This is a genomic window from Terrisporobacter petrolearius, from assembly GCF_020748185.1.
In the GTDB taxonomy this organism is placed as follows: Bacteria; Bacillota; Clostridia; order Peptostreptococcales; family Peptostreptococcaceae; genus Terrisporobacter; species Terrisporobacter petrolearius.
In genome coordinates this window covers 1-20,789 of record NZ_JAHZMO010000051.1, presented here as the reverse complement: position 1 = coordinate 20,789, position 20,789 = coordinate 1, and the positions used below count along the sequence as shown (strand labels likewise).

The window sequence follows — 20,789 nt, the reverse complement described above, 5'->3', positions numbered from 1 at the left end:
TAGAAAGATGTAGTCTAGAGGGGGTATAAAAAAGTAAAAACAACACTAAATTTAACCTATTTATAGTAGGTTTAGTTTAGTGTTGCAAAAAACAGCCTTTGGCTAAAATCATTTTCGTAGGAATTATGTATAAATAATAAGGAGATACAATGGAAAGATATAAAGGGTTTTATATTGATAAACCTTATGGAAATAATATTTTTTCTTATGAAGAAAGGAAAAATAAAAAAATTTTTGTACCAAAGCTAATTGAAGGCGATTTAGAAGATGTGCAAATTGGTGACAATATAGTTTTTAATGAAATTGATGAATATAATGAAATAAAAGCTATAGGTCTTAAAAACTTGGTAAAATATAAATTTGAAGATAAAATTATATATATTTTTGACAACCACAATCATGCCTTTTATTTTTGGATAAAAAGTTTAAAAAATAAAGAATTTAATAAAGGTTGTAAATTAGTTCATGTGGATCAACATAAAGATATGAGAGAGCCGAATCATTATAATGTGAATATAGACAGTTTGAATGACGTATTTATGTATACTAATCAAGTACTAAACGTAGGAAACTTTATTCAACCTGCATTGAAGAAAGAAATTTTTTCACAAGTTACAATAATTGATAGTTCTTATGGCTTTGATGCCAAAATTGACGGAGAATATGTGCTAGACATAGATTTAGATATATTTTCGAAAGATATGGACTACATACCTTATGATTTTAGATTAAATAGAATTAAAGAATTAATACAAGGAGCAAAAGTTATAACTATAGCTACGAGCCCATATTTTATAGAACAAGACTATGCCATAAAGGTATTAAAAGAATTATTTAATTGTGATATAATAGTATAGTTAAATAAGGATGATTTTAAATTAAATTTAGGAGGAGCATTAATATGAGTTTATTAACTGAATGGAGAGCTTTAAGTGAAAATCTTGAAACTCAAGAAGCTGAAGTGAAATTTTGGGAAGAATACTTAAAAGTAGAAGCGGGAATATACAATGAATTATTAAATAAAAAAATAGAAGTTATAGAGGGGAAAGTTGTTGACTTAGCTGCATCTCATGATACTTCTGTTGAATACTTCATGGGATTCATAGATGGAATAAGTGAAAGTTTAAAAGAAGATATAGTTTTAGAAGAAATAGAAGCTGATTCTGAAATATCTTTAAAAATAGATTTCGAGAAATTATACTTCAACATGTTAAATGTAGAAGCTGAATGGTTATATACTTTACCAGGCTGGGAAGAAATATTATCAGCAGAAAAAAGAAAAGAAATAGAAAAAGCATACAAAAAAACTAAAACTGTTGTTAAAGAAAATAGAGTTGGAAGAAATGATCCATGCCCTTGTGGAAGTGGAAAGAAATACAAAAAATGTTGTGGAAAATAAATAATTTAGGCTACCTTTTAATGAGGTAGCTTTTTTTGTTACAAAACAAAAAAACTATAATTACTCAAGAATATGGAAAAAAACTATTGCAAAGTAGTTACAAAAATGTAACAATATATATGTAGTTATTACAAAAAGATTACAATTTGAATTGTATCAGATTAGGGGGGAAATAAATATAGTTTAAATACTATATAGAATAATATGAAGAATTTTAAAAGAAAATTAATAACCTTATTATTACTTGTTACAATGATTATGCCGGTGTTAACAACACCAACTCAAATAGATGCAGCTTCAAAAAGTAGTAAGTCAACGAAAGTTGTAAGTTTTGCAAAAAAACAATTAGGGAAAAAATATGTTTGGGGAAAGTCGGGTCCATCTGCATTTGATTGTTCTGGATTTACATACTATACTATAAAGAAGACTACAGGTAAAAGTATCTCTAGAACTTCAATTACACAAAGTAAACAAGGAAAATATGTAAGTAGAAAAAAATTAAAAAAAGGTGATTTGGTGTTTTTTGCTACAACAGGAAAAGGACGAGTATCTCATGCAGGAATCTATATAGGTAACAAAAAATTTATCCATGCATCATCTACTAAAGGTAAGGTTGTAATATCAAGTATGGCAAGTGGTCATTACTACAAAACTTTTGTAAATGGAAGAAGAGTAATATAAGTTTTAAATATATAAATTAAAGAGCTATAAATGACTGATTTAAATCAGTCATTTATAGCTCTTTTTATAGCATCAATTATTTTATTTTTAAAATTATTAATATCTGTTTTTTGTATTTCTATGGGTACTTGAATTTTTTCAAATAAATCAAATATCATATCATCTGTAAATTCACATACGCCTGTATCACCAATTATAACATTATCATGCTGTCCATACTGTTGTCTAATATCATAAATATCTACTGCGTTTATAAATTTATTTAGCTCATCGAATTTAATAACCCAGCCAGGTGTTATATATAAGTTGTTATTGTTGTTTTTTATTTCATCTCCAATTATTAACTCCATACAATTAGAATCTTTAAAGGTGATTAAATTATCATAGCCTTTTAGAAACTCATGAAACATATAATGGCACTTACTTCCGTAAAGCAAAACTATCTTATCTGACTGTATGCTATCTAAACTACTAGTAATTACGCTTTTCAGTTTGTCCAAGTTAGTATGAAGTCCAAATGGTAGATATTTTACACTAATGTCTTCTTTAAATAACTTTTCTTTTTTTATATCTTCTAAAATTTTATTTAGTTCTGGTTCAAATACTCCACAAGATAAAATAAATATATTCATATGTAATAAGCCCCCTTTTTTATAAGCACAAAAAATACTTTCCTAAATACATTATATATTAGAAATTATTATATATATATGGGAACATATTAATCTAGTACATTGATTAGATTTAACAAAATATGTTTTTTATCAACATATGAACAAAATATCCTCTAAAACATACTATAAATTAAAACCATATGTTAAGGAGGACAACTATGAAAGAGGGAGATATAGTTGTTAGAAAATCTTATAATAGAGATATTATATTTAAAATAATAGGATTTTCTAAGGACGATAAAAATAAAAAAGTTGCCATGTTAAAAGGTGTGGCTTTTAGATTAATGGCAGATGCATACTTGGATGATTTAGAATTGGTGGAAGAAAATGACACTAGGGGGATTTTGATAGATAAAAATGTTCAAAGTTTATTATATAGATCAGTGGTTAATGCAAGGGAAAGACAAAATTTGTATAGAGGAGCTCCTAAACTTCAGTCCAGTAGTAATGTATATGGTATTCCAGGAAAGGTGCTCCAAATAGACGGAGACAAAGAATATTTAAAAATATGTTTAGATGTTTATACTGAATTAGGAATACCAGCTATTGGAGTAGCCATACCAGAAGCAAACCAGTACAAAGAAGTGAGAGCGCTTTTAGAAAAGCACAAACCCGATATTTTGGTCATAACAGGACATGATGCTATCACGTCTAAAAAGGGAAATTTAAAAGATATAAATAACTATAGAAATTCTTATAACTTTATAAAATGTGTTAGAGAAGCTAGAAAGTGGCAACCTGATTTTGATGGTCTAGTTATATTTGCAGGTGCATGTCAATCCAATTATGAGCAAATAATAAGAGCAGGTGCAAACTATGCTAGTTCTCCAGGAAGAATAATGATACATGCCCTTGACCCTGTATTTATTGTTGAAAAAATTGCTTGTTCAAGAATTGATATGGTAGTGCCAATAGAAGAAGTAATAGAACAAACAATAACAGGATATAAAGGAATAGGGGGTTTTGAAACTAGAGGAAAATTTAGATGGGCAATGCCTAGATTAATATAATTTTATATTAAAAATATATTTTTATAAAATTATACTGTATTCTTTAAAAATACTATTGACAATTGCTTTGAAAATATATAAAATAATTAGTTAAAACATTTGACAAAGACCTCTTCTTATGATATTATGTAAACATAGAAACTAAAAGAGGGTGATATTATGGCTACTGTTCAAACTTTAGATAACATTAGACTGAATTTGGAAAAACATCTAGGCAAAAAAATAATATTGAAAGCAAATAAGGGAAGAAAACAGATTACAACCAAAAGGGGAATACTAGAAAATGTTTATCCTAGTGTCTTTATAGTGAAGCTAGAAGCAAGCGGAAGTGGATATCAAAGAGTATCTTATAGTTACTCTGATCTGTTAACAGAAAATGTAAAATTACAAGTTTTTAAAGATAGTAAAATAGAAGACGATAAATTAAGCGTAAGTTAAATTATACCTATTAAATTAGGTGTAATTTTTTTTTGCTTTCCTAAATATAAATATAGTGTGATAGTTTATTTATATTTAGGAGGGACAAATATGGAATTAATTAAGGATATAATCAAAATAGATAGCAGAGTTGACTTTGGGAAGTATCAAACATTTATCGAATCAGAGGCGGTAGTGCCAGATATTAAATCAGACGTCTATGAAATAGTTGATACTCAAGGGTACATAGCATTGAGTAAAATTGATGTATCAGATGGAAAACTTGTATGTAGAGGAAGTTTTAATTACAATGTTATGTATATAGCAGATGATAAAAGTACTTTATCCAATGTTTGCGGAAAAATAGACATAAATGAAGTCGTAGAAAAAGATAATATAGTTCAAGATATGGAGTATATGCTATATCCAGAGGTAGAACATGTTGATTGTACAATTTTGAATGAAAGAAAGATAAGAGTAGGAGCTCTTATGAATATTAAAGGTAGTTTATTTGAAAAACAAAGATTAGATATCGTAAAGGATGTTTCTCAAGTTGAATGCATTCAAAAACATAGAAAAGAAATAGTATATCAAGATATCATTGGCATAGAAAAAACAGAAAGTGTAATAAGAGACACTATAGCTATAAGCTCAGAAGAGGTAGCTGCAATAATAAATATTACACCTGTGGTAAAAGTTAAAGAAAGCAGAATAGCAGACAATAAAGTTATAATAGGTGGAGTTTTAGAAATTAGTCCTCTAGCATGCACTTGTGAAGGTGATATTGTAGAGCTAGACAAGGTAGGCATTGATTTCACACAATTTATTGAAGTTCCAGGAGCTTTTGACGGAATGAGAGAAGAAACTTTATTAAGTATAGGAGATTTTAATTACAATTTCAAAGACAATAGTGAAAGTAATACAGCCATGCTAGAAATAGAATGTACAGTATGTTGTAAGGTAAAAGTTACTGATGAAGTAACTAGAGAAGTATTACAAGATGCGTATTCTCCACAAAAAATTGTAAAATTTGATCATAGACTAATAAATTTAAACAAAGCATTATGTTCTATGTCAGAAATGTTTACAGTTAGAGATACTTTAAGTATAGATGATGATAGCATGCAAGTGAAAGATATAGTAAGTGTGTGTCCATCAATATCTATAGAGAATGCTTATGTAGAAGGAAATAAAAGCATAATTCAAGGAATAATAAAAGTTGTAATATTATTTGTTCCTGTTGAAGGGGAGAAAATGATATATAAGCTATCAGAGGAAATTCCTTTTGAAAATGATGCTGTTATTGAAAACTTAAGTGATACTTGTTCAATATTTAATACAGTTTGTATTGATAAAGTTGAGGCAGATTTAAATAGAGACGAGATAGACTTAGTAATAAAGGTGAAAAGATTCACAGAAGCTATAGATAAGAAATCAGAAAGTTTTATTATAAAAGGTGAAGATCAAGGTGATTATGATCTTTCGACAGCTCCTAGTATAATCGTATATATTTGCAAAGAAGGTGACAATCTTTGGGATATAGCCAAAAAATATAATACAACAGAAGAAGAAATAGCAGATGTAAATGAAATTAAAATAGAAGAGCCAATTAAGCCAGGAAAATGCTTGATTTTACAAAAAAAAGTTACAATGGTAAATTAGTAAACTAACAAAAGCAATAAAATAATAGGGGATAAAACCCCTATTATTTTATTTTTGTAGTATAATTATTATAATTCGAGAATCCATTATACTAAGTGCAACCACATACAAGGAGGATGAAATGAATTCTATAGAACTGAAAAGTAGAGCTAAGATTAATTTATCTATAGATGTATTAGGAAAGAGACAAGATGGATATCATTTAGTTGAAATGATAATGCAAACTATTGACTTATTTGATATTATAAAAATTTTTTCACTAGATGAAGATACAATAATAATAAATAGTAATAGTAAAGATATACCTGTGGATAGTAGCAATATAATGTATAAAGCTGCTAGTTTAATAAAGCAAGAATTCAATATAAAGAGAGGTATAAAAATTTACATAGATAAAAATATACCTGTAGCTGCTGGTATGGCAGGTGGAAGTAGTAATGCAGCCGCAGTTTTAGTTGGACTGAACAAATTATGGAATCTTAACTTGAGTAAAGATAAGCTTAAGGAAATGGGTTTACAGCTGGGAGCTGATGTGCCTTTTTGCATTGAGGGAGAGACATCATTGGCAGGAAATATTGGAGAAAAATTAACAAATATAGAGGGTTTATCTCAGGATGCATTTATTTTGGTGTGTAAACCAGAATTATTTGTGTCTACAAAAGAAGTATATGAGGCTATAGATTCTAAAATTATTAAAAAAAGGCCAGATAATAAATTATTAATAAGGCTATTAAAAGAAAATAAAATAGAGTTATTATCAAAGAGTATGTATAATGTTTTAGAATCCGTTACTAAGGAAAAATATCCTGTTATTAGTGAGATAGAGAAAATTATGATAAATAATAGAGCATTAGGCGCTATGATGAGTGGAAGTGGACCAACAGTTTTTGGATTATATAACAACGAAGAAGATGCAAAAAAATGTAAAAAAATTTTACTAGAAAACTTTAAACAAGTATATCTAGTTAAAAGCCATAAAAAGGGGGTTGAAATAAATGGATAGTTTAACAAAATTAAATCTAGATAATTATAAGCCATTAAGAGATGTAGTATTTGAAAATCTAAGAACAGCTATTTTAGAAGGTAATTTAAAAGCAGGTCAAAGACTTATGGAAGTGCAACTGGCGGAACAATTAGGGGTAAGTAGAACTCCAATAAGAGAAGCTATTAGGAAATTAGAACTTGAAGGTTTAGTAGTAATGTTACCAAGAAAGGGTGCTTATGTGGCTAATATGTCATTTAAAGATTTAATAGACGTATTAGAAATAAGAGCAAGCCTAGAAGGATTAGCGGCATCTTTAGCATCAGAGAGACTAAGGGAGGAAGACATTGCTGAGTTAGAAAGAGTTGCAAAAGAATTTGAAAAAAGTGTAAGAGAAACTGACATAGACAATGTATTAAAAAAAGATGTAGAATTTCATGAGAAGATATTTTTAATGGCAAATAATAAAAAACTATATCACTTAATAACTTCTTTATGGGAACAAGTGCATAGATTCAGAGTGACGTATGTATCAAACTATGAGGCATCTTTAAGCCTAGTGGATGAACATAATAGAATATTAGAAGCAATAAAATCAGGTGACTCTGAATTAGCTAAAAAGTATGCAACAGAGCATATAGAATTGGCAGAACAATTTTTTATGGAGAATACAGTAAATAATTAAACTAAAATGGAAATTATATTTTGAAGAAGGCTTGGCCTTCTTTTTTTATTGTTTATAGTGCATAATTTAAAAGGATTAATTTCATCAAAGTTACTGCTTAAAATGAATTTTTATTGTATGTGTTACAAATCAAATTTCTGTATAAAAAAATAATAAATGGATACACTCAAAATATGAATTAATTTTTGAGGGGGATTATTATGAAAGCAAAAAATATAAAAAAAAGAATATACATACTGTTTAGTATTTTGATTACCATATTATTATTAACTGCGCTAGTAATATCAAAAGAAATAACTAAAATAGAGGCATGTAGCTATGATTATAAGGAAAAATTAATAAGATTTCATGTTATAGCTAATAGTGATACAGATGATGATCAAGAATTGAAATTAAAAGTTAGAGATGCGGTTATAGCTTATTTACAACCAAAACTTGAAAACTCTAAATCAATAGAAGAAAGTGAAGCAATTATAAAAAATGAATATGATAACTTAGAAAAAATAAGCAAGAATATTATTTCTGAAAACGGATATGACTATAGCGTTAATATTGGCTTGCAATACAGTGACTTTCCGGCTAAGCAATACTCAAGTGTAGTTTTACCAGCAGGTAAATATAAAGCTTTAAAAATTATAATAGGAGAGGGAAAAGGTAAAAACTGGTGGTGTGTAATGTTTCCTCCTCTTTGCTTTGTAGATGAACAAAATGGAGTAATAGATGAAAAAACTGATGAAAAGCTAAAAGAGATATTAACACCACAAGAGTATGATTTAATAATGGCTAAAAATCAAACTAAAGTAACTAATTTAAAATTTAAATTTAAGATAACAGAAGTATTTCAAAATTTATTTTAAATCAAGAATAAGACAAAAAAGGAGTGACTTTAACTATGGATAGGTGCTATAAAACACTTATAGTATCACTATTAGTTTTAGGCAATTTGTTTGTACCTATAAAACAAATATATGCACTAGAATACTATTATTTAGACAATAAAACAGAAAATTGTTTTTTGCAAATAAAAGAACAAGATGAGAAAAAAGAAGCAGTTATAAATCTTAATGATGAACAAATAATGTTATTATCAAAGTTAGTAGCAGGAGAAGCTAGAGGAGAAAGTTATGAAGGACAAGTTGCTGTAGCAGCAGTTGTAATTAACAGAGTGAAGGACTCTAGGTTTCCAGATTCTTTAGAAGGAGTTATATATCAAAAAAATGCATTTTCTGTAGTGAAAAATGGAACTATATATGCAGAGCCAACAAGTTCTACATATAGAGCTGCTCAGGAAGCGCTATACGGAAGTGATCCAACCAACAATGCAATATATTTCTGGAACCCAGATATATCTACATGTAATTGGATAAACACATTAAATCCTTACTTAAGGATAGGGAATCATGTTTTTGCTAAATAATATATAATTTAAAATAAAAAAGTAAAGGAGTTTTTACTCCTTTATTTTTTTTATAAAATAAATTATAATTATCATCTAGATAGTAAAATATAAAACGAAATGCTTTACTTATAAAAAGCCATATTTAGAAGGAGGCAATGTATTGGAAGTTAAAATTAATATCCATACGATTCAATATAATGAATATGGAGAAAAAAATGATATAAAATTAAATGCTACGGGTACTTTATATGAAAAAAGAGATAATACCTATGTAGTTTATAGGGAAAAAGAGGATGGAAAGGAAACGACAACATCTATTAAAATTGAAAATGATAAAATAACGATAAAAAGATTTGGTGAAATAAATTCAACTATGGTTTTTAAAGAAAATCAAACAATTAATTCTAATTATACAACACCACAAGGTATGTTTAATGTAGAAACAAAAACTACAAGTTTAAGTATAAAAAATGAAGAAAATATTATCATTGAAATAGATTATAATATAGAAATAATAGATATGTTTAAAGGTCGTAATAAAATAAAAATAAATATTTATCAATAAATAAAGTTAAAAAATAAATATTTTTAATGTAATAAAATTAAAGGTAGTTAAAATACTACCTTTTGTTTCATTTATTTGTTATCATTATAACTATAGTGTTTAAAAAATATTCTTAAAAAATAGGATAAATATAAACAAGGATTTGAAGTTTTTTTATAGAAAATAGTACTAGTAGTTAAGAATTTCATTAATTAAAAATTGATGCAAATAAGTAAGGCAATTAAATTAATTATTGATAAAATTAATTGTAATAGAGGTATAAAATATGATATTTGAGAAAACGCTAAGTACGATAAAAAAATACAACTTAATTGAAAATGGAGATAAAATTGTGTTAGGCCTTTCTGGAGGACCTGACTCAGTTTGTCTATTACATATATTGAGTAGATTGAGAAATGTTTTAGACATAGAAGTTTATGCAGCACATCTGAATCATCAGATTAGAGGTATGGAAGCTCAAAAGGATGCTTTATATGTTTCTCAATTGTGCGAAAGTTTAGGAATAACTTTTTTTGTTAAATCTATAAATGTACCACAATATTGTAAAGAAAATAAGTTGTCTCTAGAAGAAGGAGCAAGAAAGTTAAGATATGAGATGTTCTTTGAAATAAAAGAAAAATTAAATGCTGATAAAATAGCTATAGCTCATAATATGAATGATCAAGCTGAAACCGTTTTAATGCGTATGATGAGAGGTACAGGCTTAAAAGGCTTAAAAGGTATAGATTATATAAGAGACGATGCTATAATTAGACCTATTTTAGAAATTGAGAGATCTGAAATAGAAGCTTACTGTGAAGAATATAAATTAAATCCAAGAATAGATGCTACAAACTTAGAAAACATATATACAAGGAATAAAATTAGATTAGATCTTATACCATATATGAAGGATAATTTTAATTCTAATATAATAGAAGCCATAGTAAGAATGAGCAATGGCTTAAGAATTGACAATGATTACATAGAAGAAGAGGCTTTTAAGAAATTTAAAGAAGTAGCTTTTATAGATGCATATAACTTAGAGATTAAGCTAAATAAATATATGAATTTACATAAGTCATTAAAAAGTAGAATTATTAGATTAGGAATAAAATATGTTTTAGGAGATACAAATTTTATAGACCAAAAGCATGTTGAGGAAGTTTTAGACTTAGAAGATGAAAATAAGATTGATAAAAAAATAGTTCTCCCAAGAGGATTATTTGTTTATAGACAAAAAAATAAACTGGTATTTACAACAAAAGAAATTATATTTGAAGAAATAGAATTCTCTTATAAAGTACCTAAAAATGGGTTTGTCAAAATAAATGAAGCTAATATAATTATTGAAACTGAAACAATGCCTATAAATAGGTATAAGGCTTTGAAAAGAGATAAATCATTAAAATGGTTTGATTGTAATAAAATTAAAGGGGGGATAGTTGTAAGAAGTAGAAAGCCAGGGGATAAAATAAAACTTTCTATGGGAAGTAAAAAATTAAAACAATTATTCATAGATTTAAAAATTCCAAAAGAAGAAAGATGTAAAGTTCCAGTTATGCAAGATGATAATGGAATTTTATGTGTTGGAAATTTTAGAAATAGTGAAGCATATAAGGTTGATGAAACCACAAAAGAAGTCTTAAAGATTTGCTTTAAGAAAATTTAGAATTAAAACAACTTATGAAAGGAGGGCTTCTTTTGAACAAAATTTTAAAAGGAGCAGGTTTTTATCTGTTACTGTTTATGATAATAATAGGCATAGTACAATTCTCGGGAACTCAGACAACTAAAGTTGAAGAGTTGAAGTTTTCCGAAGTTTATAAAAACTTAACTGAAGAAAATATATCGAGAATACACTTTGTGGATGGAACTTCTGTAGAAGGAGTAATAAAAGATTCAAACAAGAAGTTTACATCATATATACCAAATGAAATATTAGGAGATAAACTATCTAATGAGATATTGAATCAAGCAGTGGAAAATAAATTAGTATTTGATGGAGAAGCACAACCGCAAACGCCTTGGTTTGTAAGTATGTTACCAACTGTTCTTCTAATTGGATTTATGATTATAATATGGTTTGTCTTTATGAACCAGTCTCAAGGTGGAGGCGGAAAGGTTATGAGTTTTGGAAAATCTAAAGCCAGGGTTCATAAAGATGATGAAAAAACAAGAGTTACATTTAAAGATGTGGCAGGACTGTCGGAGGAAAAAGAAGATCTGCAGGAAGTTGTGGATTTCCTCAAGAACCCCAAGAGGTATATTAATTTAGGTGCTAGAATTCCAAAAGGGATACTAATGGTTGGTCCTCCAGGGACAGGAAAAACATATTTATCAAGAGCTGTCGCAGGAGAAGCTGGAGTGCCATTTTTCAGCATAAGTGGTTCTGATTTCGTTGAAATGTTTGTAGGTGTTGGAGCATCGAGAGTAAGAGATTTATTTGAACAAGCAAAGAAAAGTGCACCTGCAATAATATTCATAGATGAAATAGATGCTGTTGGTAGAAAAAGAGGCGCTGGGCTTGGTGGAGGTCATGATGAAAGAGAACAAACTCTAAATCAACTTCTAGTAGAGATGGATGGATTTGGAGTTAACCAAGGAATAATAATCATGGCTGCAACAAATAGACCAGATATTTTAGACCCTGCATTACTTAGACCTGGTAGATTTGACAGAGAGGTAGTGGTTGGAGTACCAGATGTTAGAGGTAGGGAAGCTATATTTGAAGTTCATTCAAAGAATAAACCTTTAGCACACGATGTAAATAAAGAAGTGTTAGCTAAGAGAACGCCAGGATTTACTCCGGCAGATATTGAAAACATAATGAATGAGGCAGCTATATTAACAGCTAGAAAAAGAGAAAAAGAAATTCATATGGATACTATAGAGGAAGCTATAACAAAAGTTATGGTTGGTGTAGCTAAAAAATCTAGAGTTATCAGTGAAAAAGATAGAAAGCTTACAGCTTATCATGAAGCAGGTCATGCTATTTGTATGCATATACTTCCAAATGTAAGCCCGGTTCACCAAGTAACTATAATACCTAGGGGTAGAGCTGGTGGATTCACTGAACCTCTTCCTAAGGAAGATCAAATGTATGGTACTAAAAATGAGATGTTAGAAACTATAGTGATGGCTCTTGGCGGTAGGGTTGCAGAAGAATTAATCATGGAGGACATCTCAACAGGAGCATCTAATGACTTAGAAAGAGTTACAGCAATAGCAAGAGCTATGGTAACAAAATATGGTATGAGTGAAAAAATGGGACCTATGGTATACGGAGACAGTGATGATGAGGTATTCTTAGGAAACAGCATAACAACTAAGAAAAATTACTCAGAAGAGATAGCCTTTGAGATAGATAAAGAAGTTAGAGATATAGTTGAAAATGCTTATGCGGAATGTAAACAAATATTAAATGGAAATATGGCGAAATTACATTATGTTGCAAAAGGATTACTACTATATGAAACATTAGATTCAGCTCAATTTATGGAAGCATTTAATGAAGAGTTATCATTAGATGAAAAAGATGTATTTGCAAAAAGAGAAGAATCAAAAGTTATTATTGATGATGAAGAAGATACACAAGAAGAATCTAATGAGGAAGAAAAGGTTAGTTTACGTAAATCAAAATTAGAAGAGTTTAAACTGCCAGAAGATGATAATAAGTAATTTAAACAGAAAAACAGGGCTTGCATTAAAGCCCTGTTTTTATTTATATATAATATAATTAGTGTATAATTAATTTATAAAAAATGCGAAATAATAGAGGTGAAGTATGAGAGATAAAATAATAGAAGCTATTTTAGACAGTGGATCGGACTTTGTATCGGGAGAGGAATTATCAAAAAGGCTAGGTATATCTAGAACAGCTATATGGAAACATATTAATGTTTTACGAGAATCAGGCTACAATATAGAATCTGTTAACAAAAAAGGATATAGATTAATTGGCTCACCAAAAGATTTATTAAACCCACAGAATGTCTATCATAATTTAAAAACAGAAACTATAGGAAAAAATATAATTCATCTTGAAAGTGTAGATTCAACTAATGATTACTTAAAGAAAATAGGCAATAATGCTGAAGAAGGAACTGTAGTTATAAGCGAAGAACAAACAAAAGGCAAAGGAAGATTGGGGAGAAATTGGCAATCAAAATCCAAAGAAGGTATATGGATGAGCATAATACTTAAACCAGAGATTATACCATACAAAGCTCCTTTTATAACTTTAATAGCAGGAGCAGCTATATTAAAAGCATTAAATAACTTACAGGTACCTGCAAAAATTAAATGGCCAAATGATATTATTATAAACAATAAAAAAGTAAGTGGAATACTAACTGAGTTATCTGCCGAAATTGAAAGAATCAACTATGTGGTAGTTGGAATAGGTATGAATGTGAAAAACCTAGACTTCGATAAAGACTTAGAAGAAAAAGCAACATCTTTATATAAAGAAAATTATCATTTATCAAGGGTAGAAATAGTATCACAAGTTCTTTATGAATTTGAAAAGCTATATAATGATTATATAAAAAATGATTACAAAGAAGAAACTTTAAAAATTTGCAAAGAATACTCAGCAATACTGAATAAAGATGTATATATAATTAAAGGTGATGAGAAGGAACTAGTCAAATGCATTGATATTAGTGATAACGGAAATTTAATAGTAAGGGATGCTAACAATAACGTACAAGAAATTTTATCTGGAGAAGTTTCAATAAGGGGAGTTAAAGGATATGTATAATAATATTTTGGATGTAAAGGGGTTGAGAGTTGGTCAAATAGAAGATACAGATGCGTTAACTGGTTGTACTGTTGTAATATGTGAAGAAGGCGCAACTTGTGGAGTTGATGTTAGAGGATCTGCTCCAGGAACGAGAGAAACAGATTTGCTAGATCCAATAAATTCAGTTCAAAAAGTACATGCAGTAGTATTATCTGGAGGATCAGCTTTCGGATTAGAGTCTACATGCGGGGTAAGTAAATATCTAGAAGAAAAAAATATAGGTTTTGATGTTGGAGTTTGTAAAGTACCTATTGTAACAGGAGCCGTGTTGTTTGACTTAGGTGTAGGAGATTATAAGGTAAGGCCAGATAAAGAAATGGGATACAAGGCCTGTTTAAATGCCAGTGAAACTGAATTAAAGCAAGGTAACTATGGAGCCGGATGTGGAGCCACTGTAGGAAAAATAAAAGGATTGAACTATGTAACAAAAGGTGGAATAGGAAGTTGCTCAATTAAGCTTGATAATGGTATAGTAGTATCGGCATTAATAGCTGTTAATGCTTTTGGAGATATATATGAGGATGGAAAAGTAATAGCTGGAGTGTTAAACGATGATAAAACAAAATTACTAAATACATATGAAATAATGAAGTCGGGGTTTGTAAAAGGTGGATTTAAAATAGACAATACAACTATAGGCATAGTTGCCACTAATGCCAAATTAACAAAAACACAATGTAAAAAAATATCTCAAATGGCTCATGATGGATATGCAAAATCCATATTTCCTATACACACACCTCATGATGGAGACGCAATATTTACTATGTCAACTGGGAAAATAGAAGTTGATTCAGATATTACTCTATTAGGAAGCCTAGCAGCGGAAGTAGTAGAAAAAAGTATTATAAATGCCATAAAAAATGCTGAAAACATAAAAGATATTATTTCTTATAATGAATTAGAAAATGACAAATAATAAAACCATACAAAAAATTTGAACTATATATGTTTATAATATTGTTGACAATGCAAAAAGTCACTGTTAAAATTGTCTTGTTATATAGCTGACATCTTCTTAACGAAGAGTCTGACTTAGTTGACATTTAAGAGTCGCAAAAGTCAAAACTAAATAAAATTAAAATAGTCCGGCATCTTTTAAGAGCTGGAACGGGGGTGTATTTTTATTATGATTAACACACAAGCATCAGCACAAAGAAGGTTAAATGTAAGGAAAATGACTATAATAGGAGTTTTATCTGCAATTTCTATTATGATGTCGATGTTACCGTTTATAGGTTATATACCTATAGGACCTATAAAAGCAACTATAATGCATATACCAGTTATTATAGGTGCGATTATAGAAGGTCCATTAGTAGGCGCAACAATAGGGTTGATATTTGGACTAACAAGTTTATGGAACGCAATAACACAACCAGTACTATTGTCGCCATTATTTATAAATCCACTAGTGTCTGTACTTCCTAGAATACTAATAGGAATAGTAGCTTATTATGTATATCAAGGTGTATACAAGTTAAGCAAAAAGGTATATGCTTCAGGATTTGTAGCAGGTATAATAGGATCTATTGCTAATACGGCTGGCGTTTTAGGTATGATTTATATACTATACGCAGATAAATACTTAGCACTTATGGAACAGCAAGGATCAAGCGCAGCTAAATTATTATTTGGCGTTGTTTTAACAAGCGGAGTACCAGAAGCTTTAATCGCAGGATTGATAGTATCTGCAGTTTCAGTGGCACTAATAAGAAAAGGCAAAAAATAGAAAGAAGGTTTAAACATATGCTATTAGTATTTGATATAGGAAATACAAATATGGTTATAGGTGTATACGAAGGAAAGACTTTAGTAAAAGACTGGAGGATTTGTACAGATATACACAAAACATCTGATGAGTATGGAATGTTAATAAGCAATTTATTAACCTATGATAAAATAGACTTAAAATCAATTGATGATGTAATAATATCTTCAGTTGTTCCCAATGTAATGCATGCTTTAGAAAATTTTTGCATAAAGTATTGCGACAAAAAACCTATGATAGTGGGTCCTGGAATAAAAACAGGACTAAATATAAAATATGATAATCCTAAACAAGTAGGAGCAGACAGAATAGTAAATGCTGTGGCTGCAATTGAAAAATATGGAAGTCCACTAATAATAGTAGACTTTGGAACAGCTACAACGTTCTGTGCTATATCTGAAAAAGCAGAGTATCTAGGTGGAACAATATGTCCAGGACTTAAGATATCAAGTGAAGCATTATTTAATGGTGCAGCAAAACTTCCTAGAGTTGAGCTTCTTAAACCAGGCAAGACTATTTGTAAAACTACAGTGGAAGCAATGCAATCAGGAATAATATATGGGTACGTTGGACAGGTAGAAAAAATAATATCAATGATGAAAAAAGAATTACGTAGTGAAAATATAAAAGTTATAGCTACAGGAGGATTATCTTCTCTTATTCATTCAGAAACTGATAGCATAGATTATGTAGATAGATTTTTAACTTTAGAAGGATTAAGATTAATACACGAAAAAAATAAATAAAGTCACAGAGGAATTGGTGCAATCCAATTCCTTTTTAATATGTAAAAATAATACAATACAAAATAATAATAGTATATTTTCAGAATTTGTAATAATATATTTAGAGTAGTTAATTAAAATTTGGAAAAATGTTAATCATTATAAATAATTCATAATTAAAAGGAGACAGAAGATGAAAATAGGCAATGTCCAATTAAATAATAAAGTTTTTTTATCTCCTATGGCAGGTGTAACAGACTTACCCTTTAGATTAATTTGTAAAGAAAAAGGATGTGGAATGCTTTACACGGAGATGATAAATGCTAAGGCTCTTTGCTATGATGATGAAAATACTAAAAAAATGTTAAAAATAGAAGATGAAGAACACCCTATTGCAGTTCAAATATTTGGATCGGAACCAGAATTTATGGGAAAAGCAGCGGCTATAATGAATGAGTATCCAAATGAAATTTTGGATATAAATATGGGGTGTCCAGCACCAAAGGTTATAAAAAATGGTGATGGATCTGCTTTGATGAGAAATCCTAAACTAGCATCAGAAGTTTTAAGTTCAGTAGTTAAGAACTCAAAAAAACCAGTTACATTAAAAATAAGAAAAGGCTGGGACAACGACAGTGTAAATGCTGTTGAGATAGCTAAAATAGCAGAACAATGTGGAATAAGTGCTTTAGCTATACACGGTAGGACAAGAGAACAATTTTATTCTGGTAAGGCAGACTGGGATATAATTGAGCAAATAAAGCAAACTATAAACATACCTGTGATAGGTAATGGAGATGTATTTGAAGTTGAAGATGCAGTAAATATGTTAGAAAAAACTAAATGTGATGCTATAATGATTGGTAGGGGCGCGCAAGGAAACCCTTGGATATTCAAAAGAATAAATCATTATATGGAAACTGGAGAAATATTACCTGAACCAACACTAGAAGAAAGAATAACTACGGCAATAAAGCATATGAATTTAGCAGTAGCTGAACATGGAGAATATGTTGCTGTAAGAGAAATGAGAAAACATATAGGTTGGTATTTAAAAGGCTTAAAAAATTCCGCTAAATACAGAGATCAAATTAATAAAATAACAGATTACAAAGAAGTAATTGCTATGTTAGAAGAGTATATGGAACACTCCTTGACACAAATAAGATAGTGACTTATAATATAGCGCATAATAAATCAATAGGAATAAATGTAAAATATGTTGAATAAGCGTATTTTAAAATTATATAGAAGGAGTTGTAGGGGTTATGGTAGAAAAACAAGAGATACTTACACAGGAAGGTTACAACAAAATAGAAGAAGAAGTAGAGTACTTAAAAACAGTTAAGAGAAAAGAAGTTGCAGAAAGAATAAAAGTAGCTATTTCATTTGGAGACTTATCGGAAAATGCTGAATACGATGAAGCTAAAAATGAGCAAGCTCAAGTAGAAGAAAGAATTGTAAAATTAGAAAATATTTTAAGAAAGGCTGTTATAATAGATGAAAGTCAAATAGACAGCAATATAGTAACAATTGGATCAACAGTTAAAGTATATGATACTGACTTTGAAGAAGAAGTAGAATATACAATAGTAGGTTCTGCAGAAGCTGATCCATACAATGGTAAAATATCAAATGAATCACCAGTAGGAAGCGCGTTAATAGGAAAACATAAAGGTGATGATGTTGAAGTTCAAGTGCCAAATGGTGTTGCAATATATAAAATATTAGATATAAGAAGATAATTTAACTAAAATTTAATAAGAACATAACTTGGAGGATAAAAATGAGTAAAGATCAACAAAATATGATTGATAACCAAGAAGACCTTACAGAAGTACTTAAAGTAAGAAGAGAAAAATTGAGCAAGTTACAAGAAATGGGCAAAAACCCATTTGAACAAAGCAGATATGATAGAACTAACTATTCTAAAGATATAAAAGATAACTTTGACGAAATGGAAGGAAAAGTTGTTAAAATAGCTGGACGTATAATGAGCAAAAGACTTCAAGGAAAAGCTGGATTTATAGATATCCAAGATCAAGATGGAAGAATACAATGTTACGTAAGAAAAGATAGAATAGGCGAAGAAGATTACGATATTTTTAAAACTTATGATATAGGTGATATCATAGGTTTAGAAGGTGAAGTATTTAAAACTAAAAAAGAAGAGATATCAGTAAAAGCGACTTCTGTAGTTTTATTATCTAAATCACTACAAGTATTACCAGAAAAGTATCATGGATTAAAAGATCAAGATATAAGATATAGACAAAGATATGTTGACTTAATAGTTAACCCAGAAGTTAAAGATGCGTTCTTAACAAGAACAAAAGCATTAAAAGCCCTAAGAGCATTCTTAGATGAAAGAGGATTCTTAGAAGTTGAAACACCTATATTGAATACTATTGCTGGTGGAGCCAATGCTAGACCATTTGTTACTCATCACAATACACTAGATATACCAATGTACTTAAGAATAGCAAATGAATTATACTTAAAAAGACTTATAGTAGGTGGATTTGATAAAGTATATGAAATGGGTAGAATGTTCAGAAATGAAGGTATGTCTATAAAGCATAACCCAGAATATACTGCTATGGAATTATATCAAGCATATGCTGATTATGAAGATATGATGAGAATAACTGAAAATCTTATATCTCATATGGCGGAAGTAGCTACAGGAAGCACAGTTGTAAATTACCAAGGAACTGAAATAGATTTCAAACCACCTTGGAGAAGAATGACAATGATAGAATGCGTTAAAGAATATACTGGTGTTGACTTTGATATAATAAATACAGACGAAGAAGCTTTAGAAATAGCTAGAGAAAAAGGTATAGAAATAATGCCTGGAATGAGAAGAGGAGAAGTTATAAATGCATTCTTCGAAGAATTCGGTGAAGATAAATTAATCCAACCAACATTTATAACACATCATCCAGTTGAAGTATCACCTCTTGCTAAGAGAAATGTTGAAGACCCAAGAAAAACTGATAGATTCGAAGCTTTCGCAAATAAATGGGAATTAGCTAATGCATTCTCTGAACTTAATGATCCAATAGACCAAAAAGGAAGATTTATGGATCAAATGAGAAAAAAAGAATTAGGTGATGATGAAGCTTGCGATATGGATGAAGACTTCATAAATGCGTTGGAGGTAGGTTTACCTCCAACAGGTGGACTAGGAATAGGTATAGATAGAGTTATGATGTTACTTACTAACTCTGCATCGATAAGAGATGTAATACTATTCCCAACGATGAAACCTATTGACCAAAATAAAAATCAAATAGAAGAATAGTTTTAATATAAAAAACTCGTGCTTAATAAATTTTATAGTTATATAGGCATGAGTTTTTTTGTTGCACAAAATAGAAATATTTTTATTACAAAAATTAATTTACATATCAACAGTAAAATATAAAAAACATGAACAAAAAATGTTGCTACCTAATTTAAAATGATAAAAAAGAAAAAATGATATTTTATTATGAAAATAATGAAAGAAAAATTATTAAAGGAAAAATGGATAAATACTTAGAAATGAATATAAAAATTAATGTTATACGGAAGGGGCAATGAAAATGAATCAAATTATGTCATGGATATGTCTTATAAGTATATGCTTTTTATGTTTACAAGTTATGATTTTTTTATGTGAAGATACATTTAAAGTATTTAATAAAGTAATCTGTAATAACAAAAAGAATAACACAAAGTCAGCTACTTCAAATATTACGTATAATTATAAAAACAAAATAGCAAAATAAATAAAAAAGTGTTGACCTACTGTGCTATAAATGATATAATATTACTTGTCCTTGAGATAAGGGCAGACAAATGAAAATTTCTTAGAAAAGTTGTTGACAAAGAAAAACAACTTTGGTAAGATAAAGAAGTTGAAACAAGCAAAGAACTTTGAAAATTAAACAGTAGGTTAACAATAAATTAATTCTTAAAGAATTAAACTGAAACAACAAACAAACCAAGCCAGATATTCAGATAATGATTAGTCTGAGCGATGGAC

Annotated in this window: 22 protein-coding genes; 21 read left to right on the top strand and 1 reads right to left on the bottom strand. The window is 29.1% G+C overall.

Going from position 1 to position 20,789, the window contains the following annotated elements; genetic code table 11:
• Window positions 1-149: 149 nt before the first annotated feature.
• The 3 genes from K0040_RS17635 to K0040_RS17625 all read left to right on the top strand — a co-directional run bounded on the left by K0040_RS17635 (window position 150) and on the right by K0040_RS17625 (window position 2,080).
• On the top strand, window positions 150-857 hold the full coding sequence (locus tag K0040_RS17635) for a peptide arginase family protein (protein ID WP_228110045.1): 708 nt from the start codon (window positions 150-152) through the stop codon (window positions 855-857).
• Window positions 858-901: 44 nt separating this feature from the next.
• Window positions 902-1,399, top strand: a complete 498-nt coding sequence (locus K0040_RS17630; RefSeq protein ID WP_228110044.1) for an SEC-C metal-binding domain-containing protein — start codon at window positions 902-904, stop codon at window positions 1,397-1,399.
• 204 nt (window positions 1,400-1,603) lie between these two features.
• Complete coding sequence (locus K0040_RS17625) at window positions 1,604-2,080, top strand: C40 family peptidase (protein ID WP_228110043.1); 477 nt, start codon at window positions 1,604-1,606, stop codon at window positions 2,078-2,080.
• 44 nt (window positions 2,081-2,124) lie between these two features.
• On the opposite strand, the gene K0040_RS17620 is transcribed toward K0040_RS17625, so the two are convergent.
• The gene (locus tag K0040_RS17620; protein ID WP_228110042.1) at window positions 2,125-2,712 is read right to left on the bottom strand and encodes a DUF1638 domain-containing protein; all 588 of its coding nucleotides are present in this window, start codon (window positions 2,710-2,712) and stop codon (window positions 2,125-2,127) included.
• Between the two features lie 200 nt (window positions 2,713-2,912).
• Here K0040_RS17620 and yabG point away from each other — a divergent pair, with 200 nt between their 5' ends.
• The 18 genes from yabG to K0040_RS17530 all read left to right on the top strand — a co-directional run bounded on the left by yabG (window position 2,913) and on the right by K0040_RS17530 (window position 20,532).
• A complete protein-coding gene (yabG, locus tag K0040_RS17615; RefSeq protein ID WP_228110041.1) occupies window positions 2,913-3,764 on the top strand; it encodes a sporulation peptidase YabG in 852 nt (283 codons plus the stop codon).
• Window positions 3,765-3,923: 159 nt separating this feature from the next.
• Window positions 3,924-4,202, top strand: a complete 279-nt coding sequence (locus K0040_RS17610) for a Veg family protein (RefSeq protein ID WP_228110040.1) — start codon at window positions 3,924-3,926, stop codon at window positions 4,200-4,202.
• Window positions 4,203-4,292: 90 nt separating this feature from the next.
• Window positions 4,293-5,843, top strand: a complete 1,551-nt coding sequence (locus K0040_RS17605; RefSeq protein WP_228110039.1) for a DUF3794 and LysM peptidoglycan-binding domain-containing protein — start codon at window positions 4,293-4,295, stop codon at window positions 5,841-5,843.
• A gap of 121 nt (window positions 5,844-5,964) precedes the next feature.
• Window positions 5,965-6,846: a 4-(cytidine 5'-diphospho)-2-C-methyl-D-erythritol kinase gene (ispE, locus tag K0040_RS17600; RefSeq protein ID WP_228110038.1), complete on the top strand. Its 882-nt coding sequence runs from the start codon at window positions 5,965-5,967 to the stop codon at window positions 6,844-6,846.
• Window positions 6,839-7,510 (top strand): GntR family transcriptional regulator, encoded by a 672-nt coding sequence (locus tag K0040_RS17595; protein WP_228110037.1) that lies wholly within the window; start codon window positions 6,839-6,841, stop codon window positions 7,508-7,510. The genes ispE and K0040_RS17595 overlap by 8 nt, the downstream gene beginning before the upstream one ends.
• A 200-nt stretch (window positions 7,511-7,710) precedes the next feature.
• A complete protein-coding gene (gene spoIIR, locus K0040_RS17590) occupies window positions 7,711-8,367 on the top strand; it encodes a stage II sporulation protein R (RefSeq protein ID WP_228110036.1) in 657 nt (218 codons plus the stop codon).
• A 35-nt stretch (window positions 8,368-8,402) separates the two neighbouring features.
• Entirely contained in the window at window positions 8,403-8,927 is a 525-nt protein-coding gene (locus K0040_RS17585; protein WP_228110035.1) for a cell wall hydrolase, read from the top strand.
• 142 nt (window positions 8,928-9,069) lie between these two features.
• Entirely contained in the window at window positions 9,070-9,474 is a 405-nt protein-coding gene (locus tag K0040_RS17580; RefSeq protein ID WP_228110034.1) for a YwiB family protein, read from the top strand.
• 265 nt (window positions 9,475-9,739) lie between these two features.
• Window positions 9,740-11,125 carry a tRNA lysidine(34) synthetase TilS gene (gene tilS, locus K0040_RS17575; protein ID WP_228110033.1) on the top strand — a complete coding sequence of 462 codons (1,386 nt, stop codon included), beginning with the start codon at window positions 9,740-9,742 and terminating at the stop codon, window positions 11,123-11,125.
• A 32-nt stretch (window positions 11,126-11,157) separates the two neighbouring features.
• The gene (gene ftsH / locus K0040_RS17570) at window positions 11,158-13,134 is read left to right on the top strand and encodes an ATP-dependent zinc metalloprotease FtsH (protein ID WP_272491581.1); all 1,977 of its coding nucleotides are present in this window, start codon (window positions 11,158-11,160) and stop codon (window positions 13,132-13,134) included.
• Between the two features lie 106 nt (window positions 13,135-13,240).
• Window positions 13,241-14,218: a biotin--[acetyl-CoA-carboxylase] ligase gene (locus K0040_RS17565; protein WP_228110031.1), complete on the top strand. Its 978-nt coding sequence runs from the start codon at window positions 13,241-13,243 to the stop codon at window positions 14,216-14,218.
• Window positions 14,211-15,179, top strand: a complete 969-nt coding sequence (locus tag K0040_RS17560; RefSeq protein WP_228110030.1) for a P1 family peptidase — start codon at window positions 14,211-14,213, stop codon at window positions 15,177-15,179. The genes K0040_RS17565 and K0040_RS17560 overlap by 8 nt, the downstream gene beginning before the upstream one ends.
• A 210-nt stretch (window positions 15,180-15,389) precedes the next feature.
• On the top strand, window positions 15,390-15,992 hold the full coding sequence (locus K0040_RS17555) for an ECF transporter S component (protein ID WP_228110029.1): 603 nt from the start codon (window positions 15,390-15,392) through the stop codon (window positions 15,990-15,992).
• Window positions 15,993-16,009: 17 nt separating this feature from the next.
• Window positions 16,010-16,777, top strand: coding sequence for a type III pantothenate kinase (locus K0040_RS17550; RefSeq protein ID WP_228110028.1), 768 nt, complete (start codon window positions 16,010-16,012; stop codon window positions 16,775-16,777).
• A gap of 172 nt (window positions 16,778-16,949) precedes the next feature.
• Window positions 16,950-17,927 carry a tRNA dihydrouridine synthase DusB gene (gene dusB, locus K0040_RS17545; protein WP_228110027.1) on the top strand — a complete coding sequence of 326 codons (978 nt, stop codon included), beginning with the start codon at window positions 16,950-16,952 and terminating at the stop codon, window positions 17,925-17,927.
• 97 nt (window positions 17,928-18,024) lie between these two features.
• Window positions 18,025-18,501 carry a transcription elongation factor GreA gene (greA, locus tag K0040_RS17540; protein WP_228110026.1) on the top strand — a complete coding sequence of 159 codons (477 nt, stop codon included), beginning with the start codon at window positions 18,025-18,027 and terminating at the stop codon, window positions 18,499-18,501.
• Between the two features lie 62 nt (window positions 18,502-18,563).
• Window positions 18,564-20,063 (top strand): lysine--tRNA ligase, encoded by a 1,500-nt coding sequence (gene lysS, locus K0040_RS17535; protein WP_416390196.1) that lies wholly within the window; start codon window positions 18,564-18,566, stop codon window positions 20,061-20,063.
• A gap of 283 nt (window positions 20,064-20,346) precedes the next feature.
• Window positions 20,347-20,532 carry a hypothetical protein gene (locus K0040_RS17530; RefSeq protein WP_228110024.1) on the top strand — a complete coding sequence of 62 codons (186 nt, stop codon included), beginning with the start codon at window positions 20,347-20,349 and terminating at the stop codon, window positions 20,530-20,532.
• Window positions 20,533-20,789 lie beyond the last annotated feature (257 nt).

Coding starts and splice junctions, on each gene's coding strand:
- K0040_RS17605 (WP_228110039.1), top strand. CDS start 4,293: ATGGAATTAATTAAGGATATAATCAAAATAGATAGCAGAGTTGACTTT.
- K0040_RS17585 (WP_228110035.1), top strand. CDS start 8,403: ATGGATAGGTGCTATAAAACACTTATAGTATCACTATTAGTTTTAGGC.
- K0040_RS17555 (WP_228110029.1), top strand. CDS start 15,390: ATGATTAACACACAAGCATCAGCACAAAGAAGGTTAAATGTAAGGAAA.
- ispE (WP_228110038.1), top strand. CDS start 5,965: ATGAATTCTATAGAACTGAAAAGTAGAGCTAAGATTAATTTATCTATA.
- K0040_RS17630 (WP_228110044.1), top strand. CDS start 902: ATGAGTTTATTAACTGAATGGAGAGCTTTAAGTGAAAATCTTGAAACT.
- K0040_RS17620 (WP_228110042.1), bottom strand. CDS start 2,712: ATGAATATATTTATTTTATCTTGTGGAGTATTTGAACCAGAACTAAAT.
- K0040_RS17625 (WP_228110043.1), top strand. CDS start 1,604: ATGAAGAATTTTAAAAGAAAATTAATAACCTTATTATTACTTGTTACA.
- dusB (WP_228110027.1), top strand. CDS start 16,950: ATGAAAATAGGCAATGTCCAATTAAATAATAAAGTTTTTTTATCTCCT.
- K0040_RS17560 (WP_228110030.1), top strand. CDS start 14,211: ATGTATAATAATATTTTGGATGTAAAGGGGTTGAGAGTTGGTCAAATA.
- K0040_RS17595 (WP_228110037.1), top strand. CDS start 6,839: ATGGATAGTTTAACAAAATTAAATCTAGATAATTATAAGCCATTAAGA.
- greA (WP_228110026.1), top strand. CDS start 18,025: ATGGTAGAAAAACAAGAGATACTTACACAGGAAGGTTACAACAAAATA.
- tilS (WP_228110033.1), top strand. CDS start 9,740: ATGATATTTGAGAAAACGCTAAGTACGATAAAAAAATACAACTTAATT.
- K0040_RS17610 (WP_228110040.1), top strand. CDS start 3,924: ATGGCTACTGTTCAAACTTTAGATAACATTAGACTGAATTTGGAAAAA.
- lysS (WP_416390196.1), top strand. CDS start 18,564: ATGATTGATAACCAAGAAGACCTTACAGAAGTACTTAAAGTAAGAAGA.
- K0040_RS17550 (WP_228110028.1), top strand. CDS start 16,010: ATGCTATTAGTATTTGATATAGGAAATACAAATATGGTTATAGGTGTA.
- spoIIR (WP_228110036.1), top strand. CDS start 7,711: ATGAAAGCAAAAAATATAAAAAAAAGAATATACATACTGTTTAGTATT.
- K0040_RS17635 (WP_228110045.1), top strand. CDS start 150: ATGGAAAGATATAAAGGGTTTTATATTGATAAACCTTATGGAAATAAT.
- yabG (WP_228110041.1), top strand. CDS start 2,913: ATGAAAGAGGGAGATATAGTTGTTAGAAAATCTTATAATAGAGATATT.
- K0040_RS17565 (WP_228110031.1), top strand. CDS start 13,241: ATGAGAGATAAAATAATAGAAGCTATTTTAGACAGTGGATCGGACTTT.
- K0040_RS17530 (WP_228110024.1), top strand. CDS start 20,347: ATGAATCAAATTATGTCATGGATATGTCTTATAAGTATATGCTTTTTA.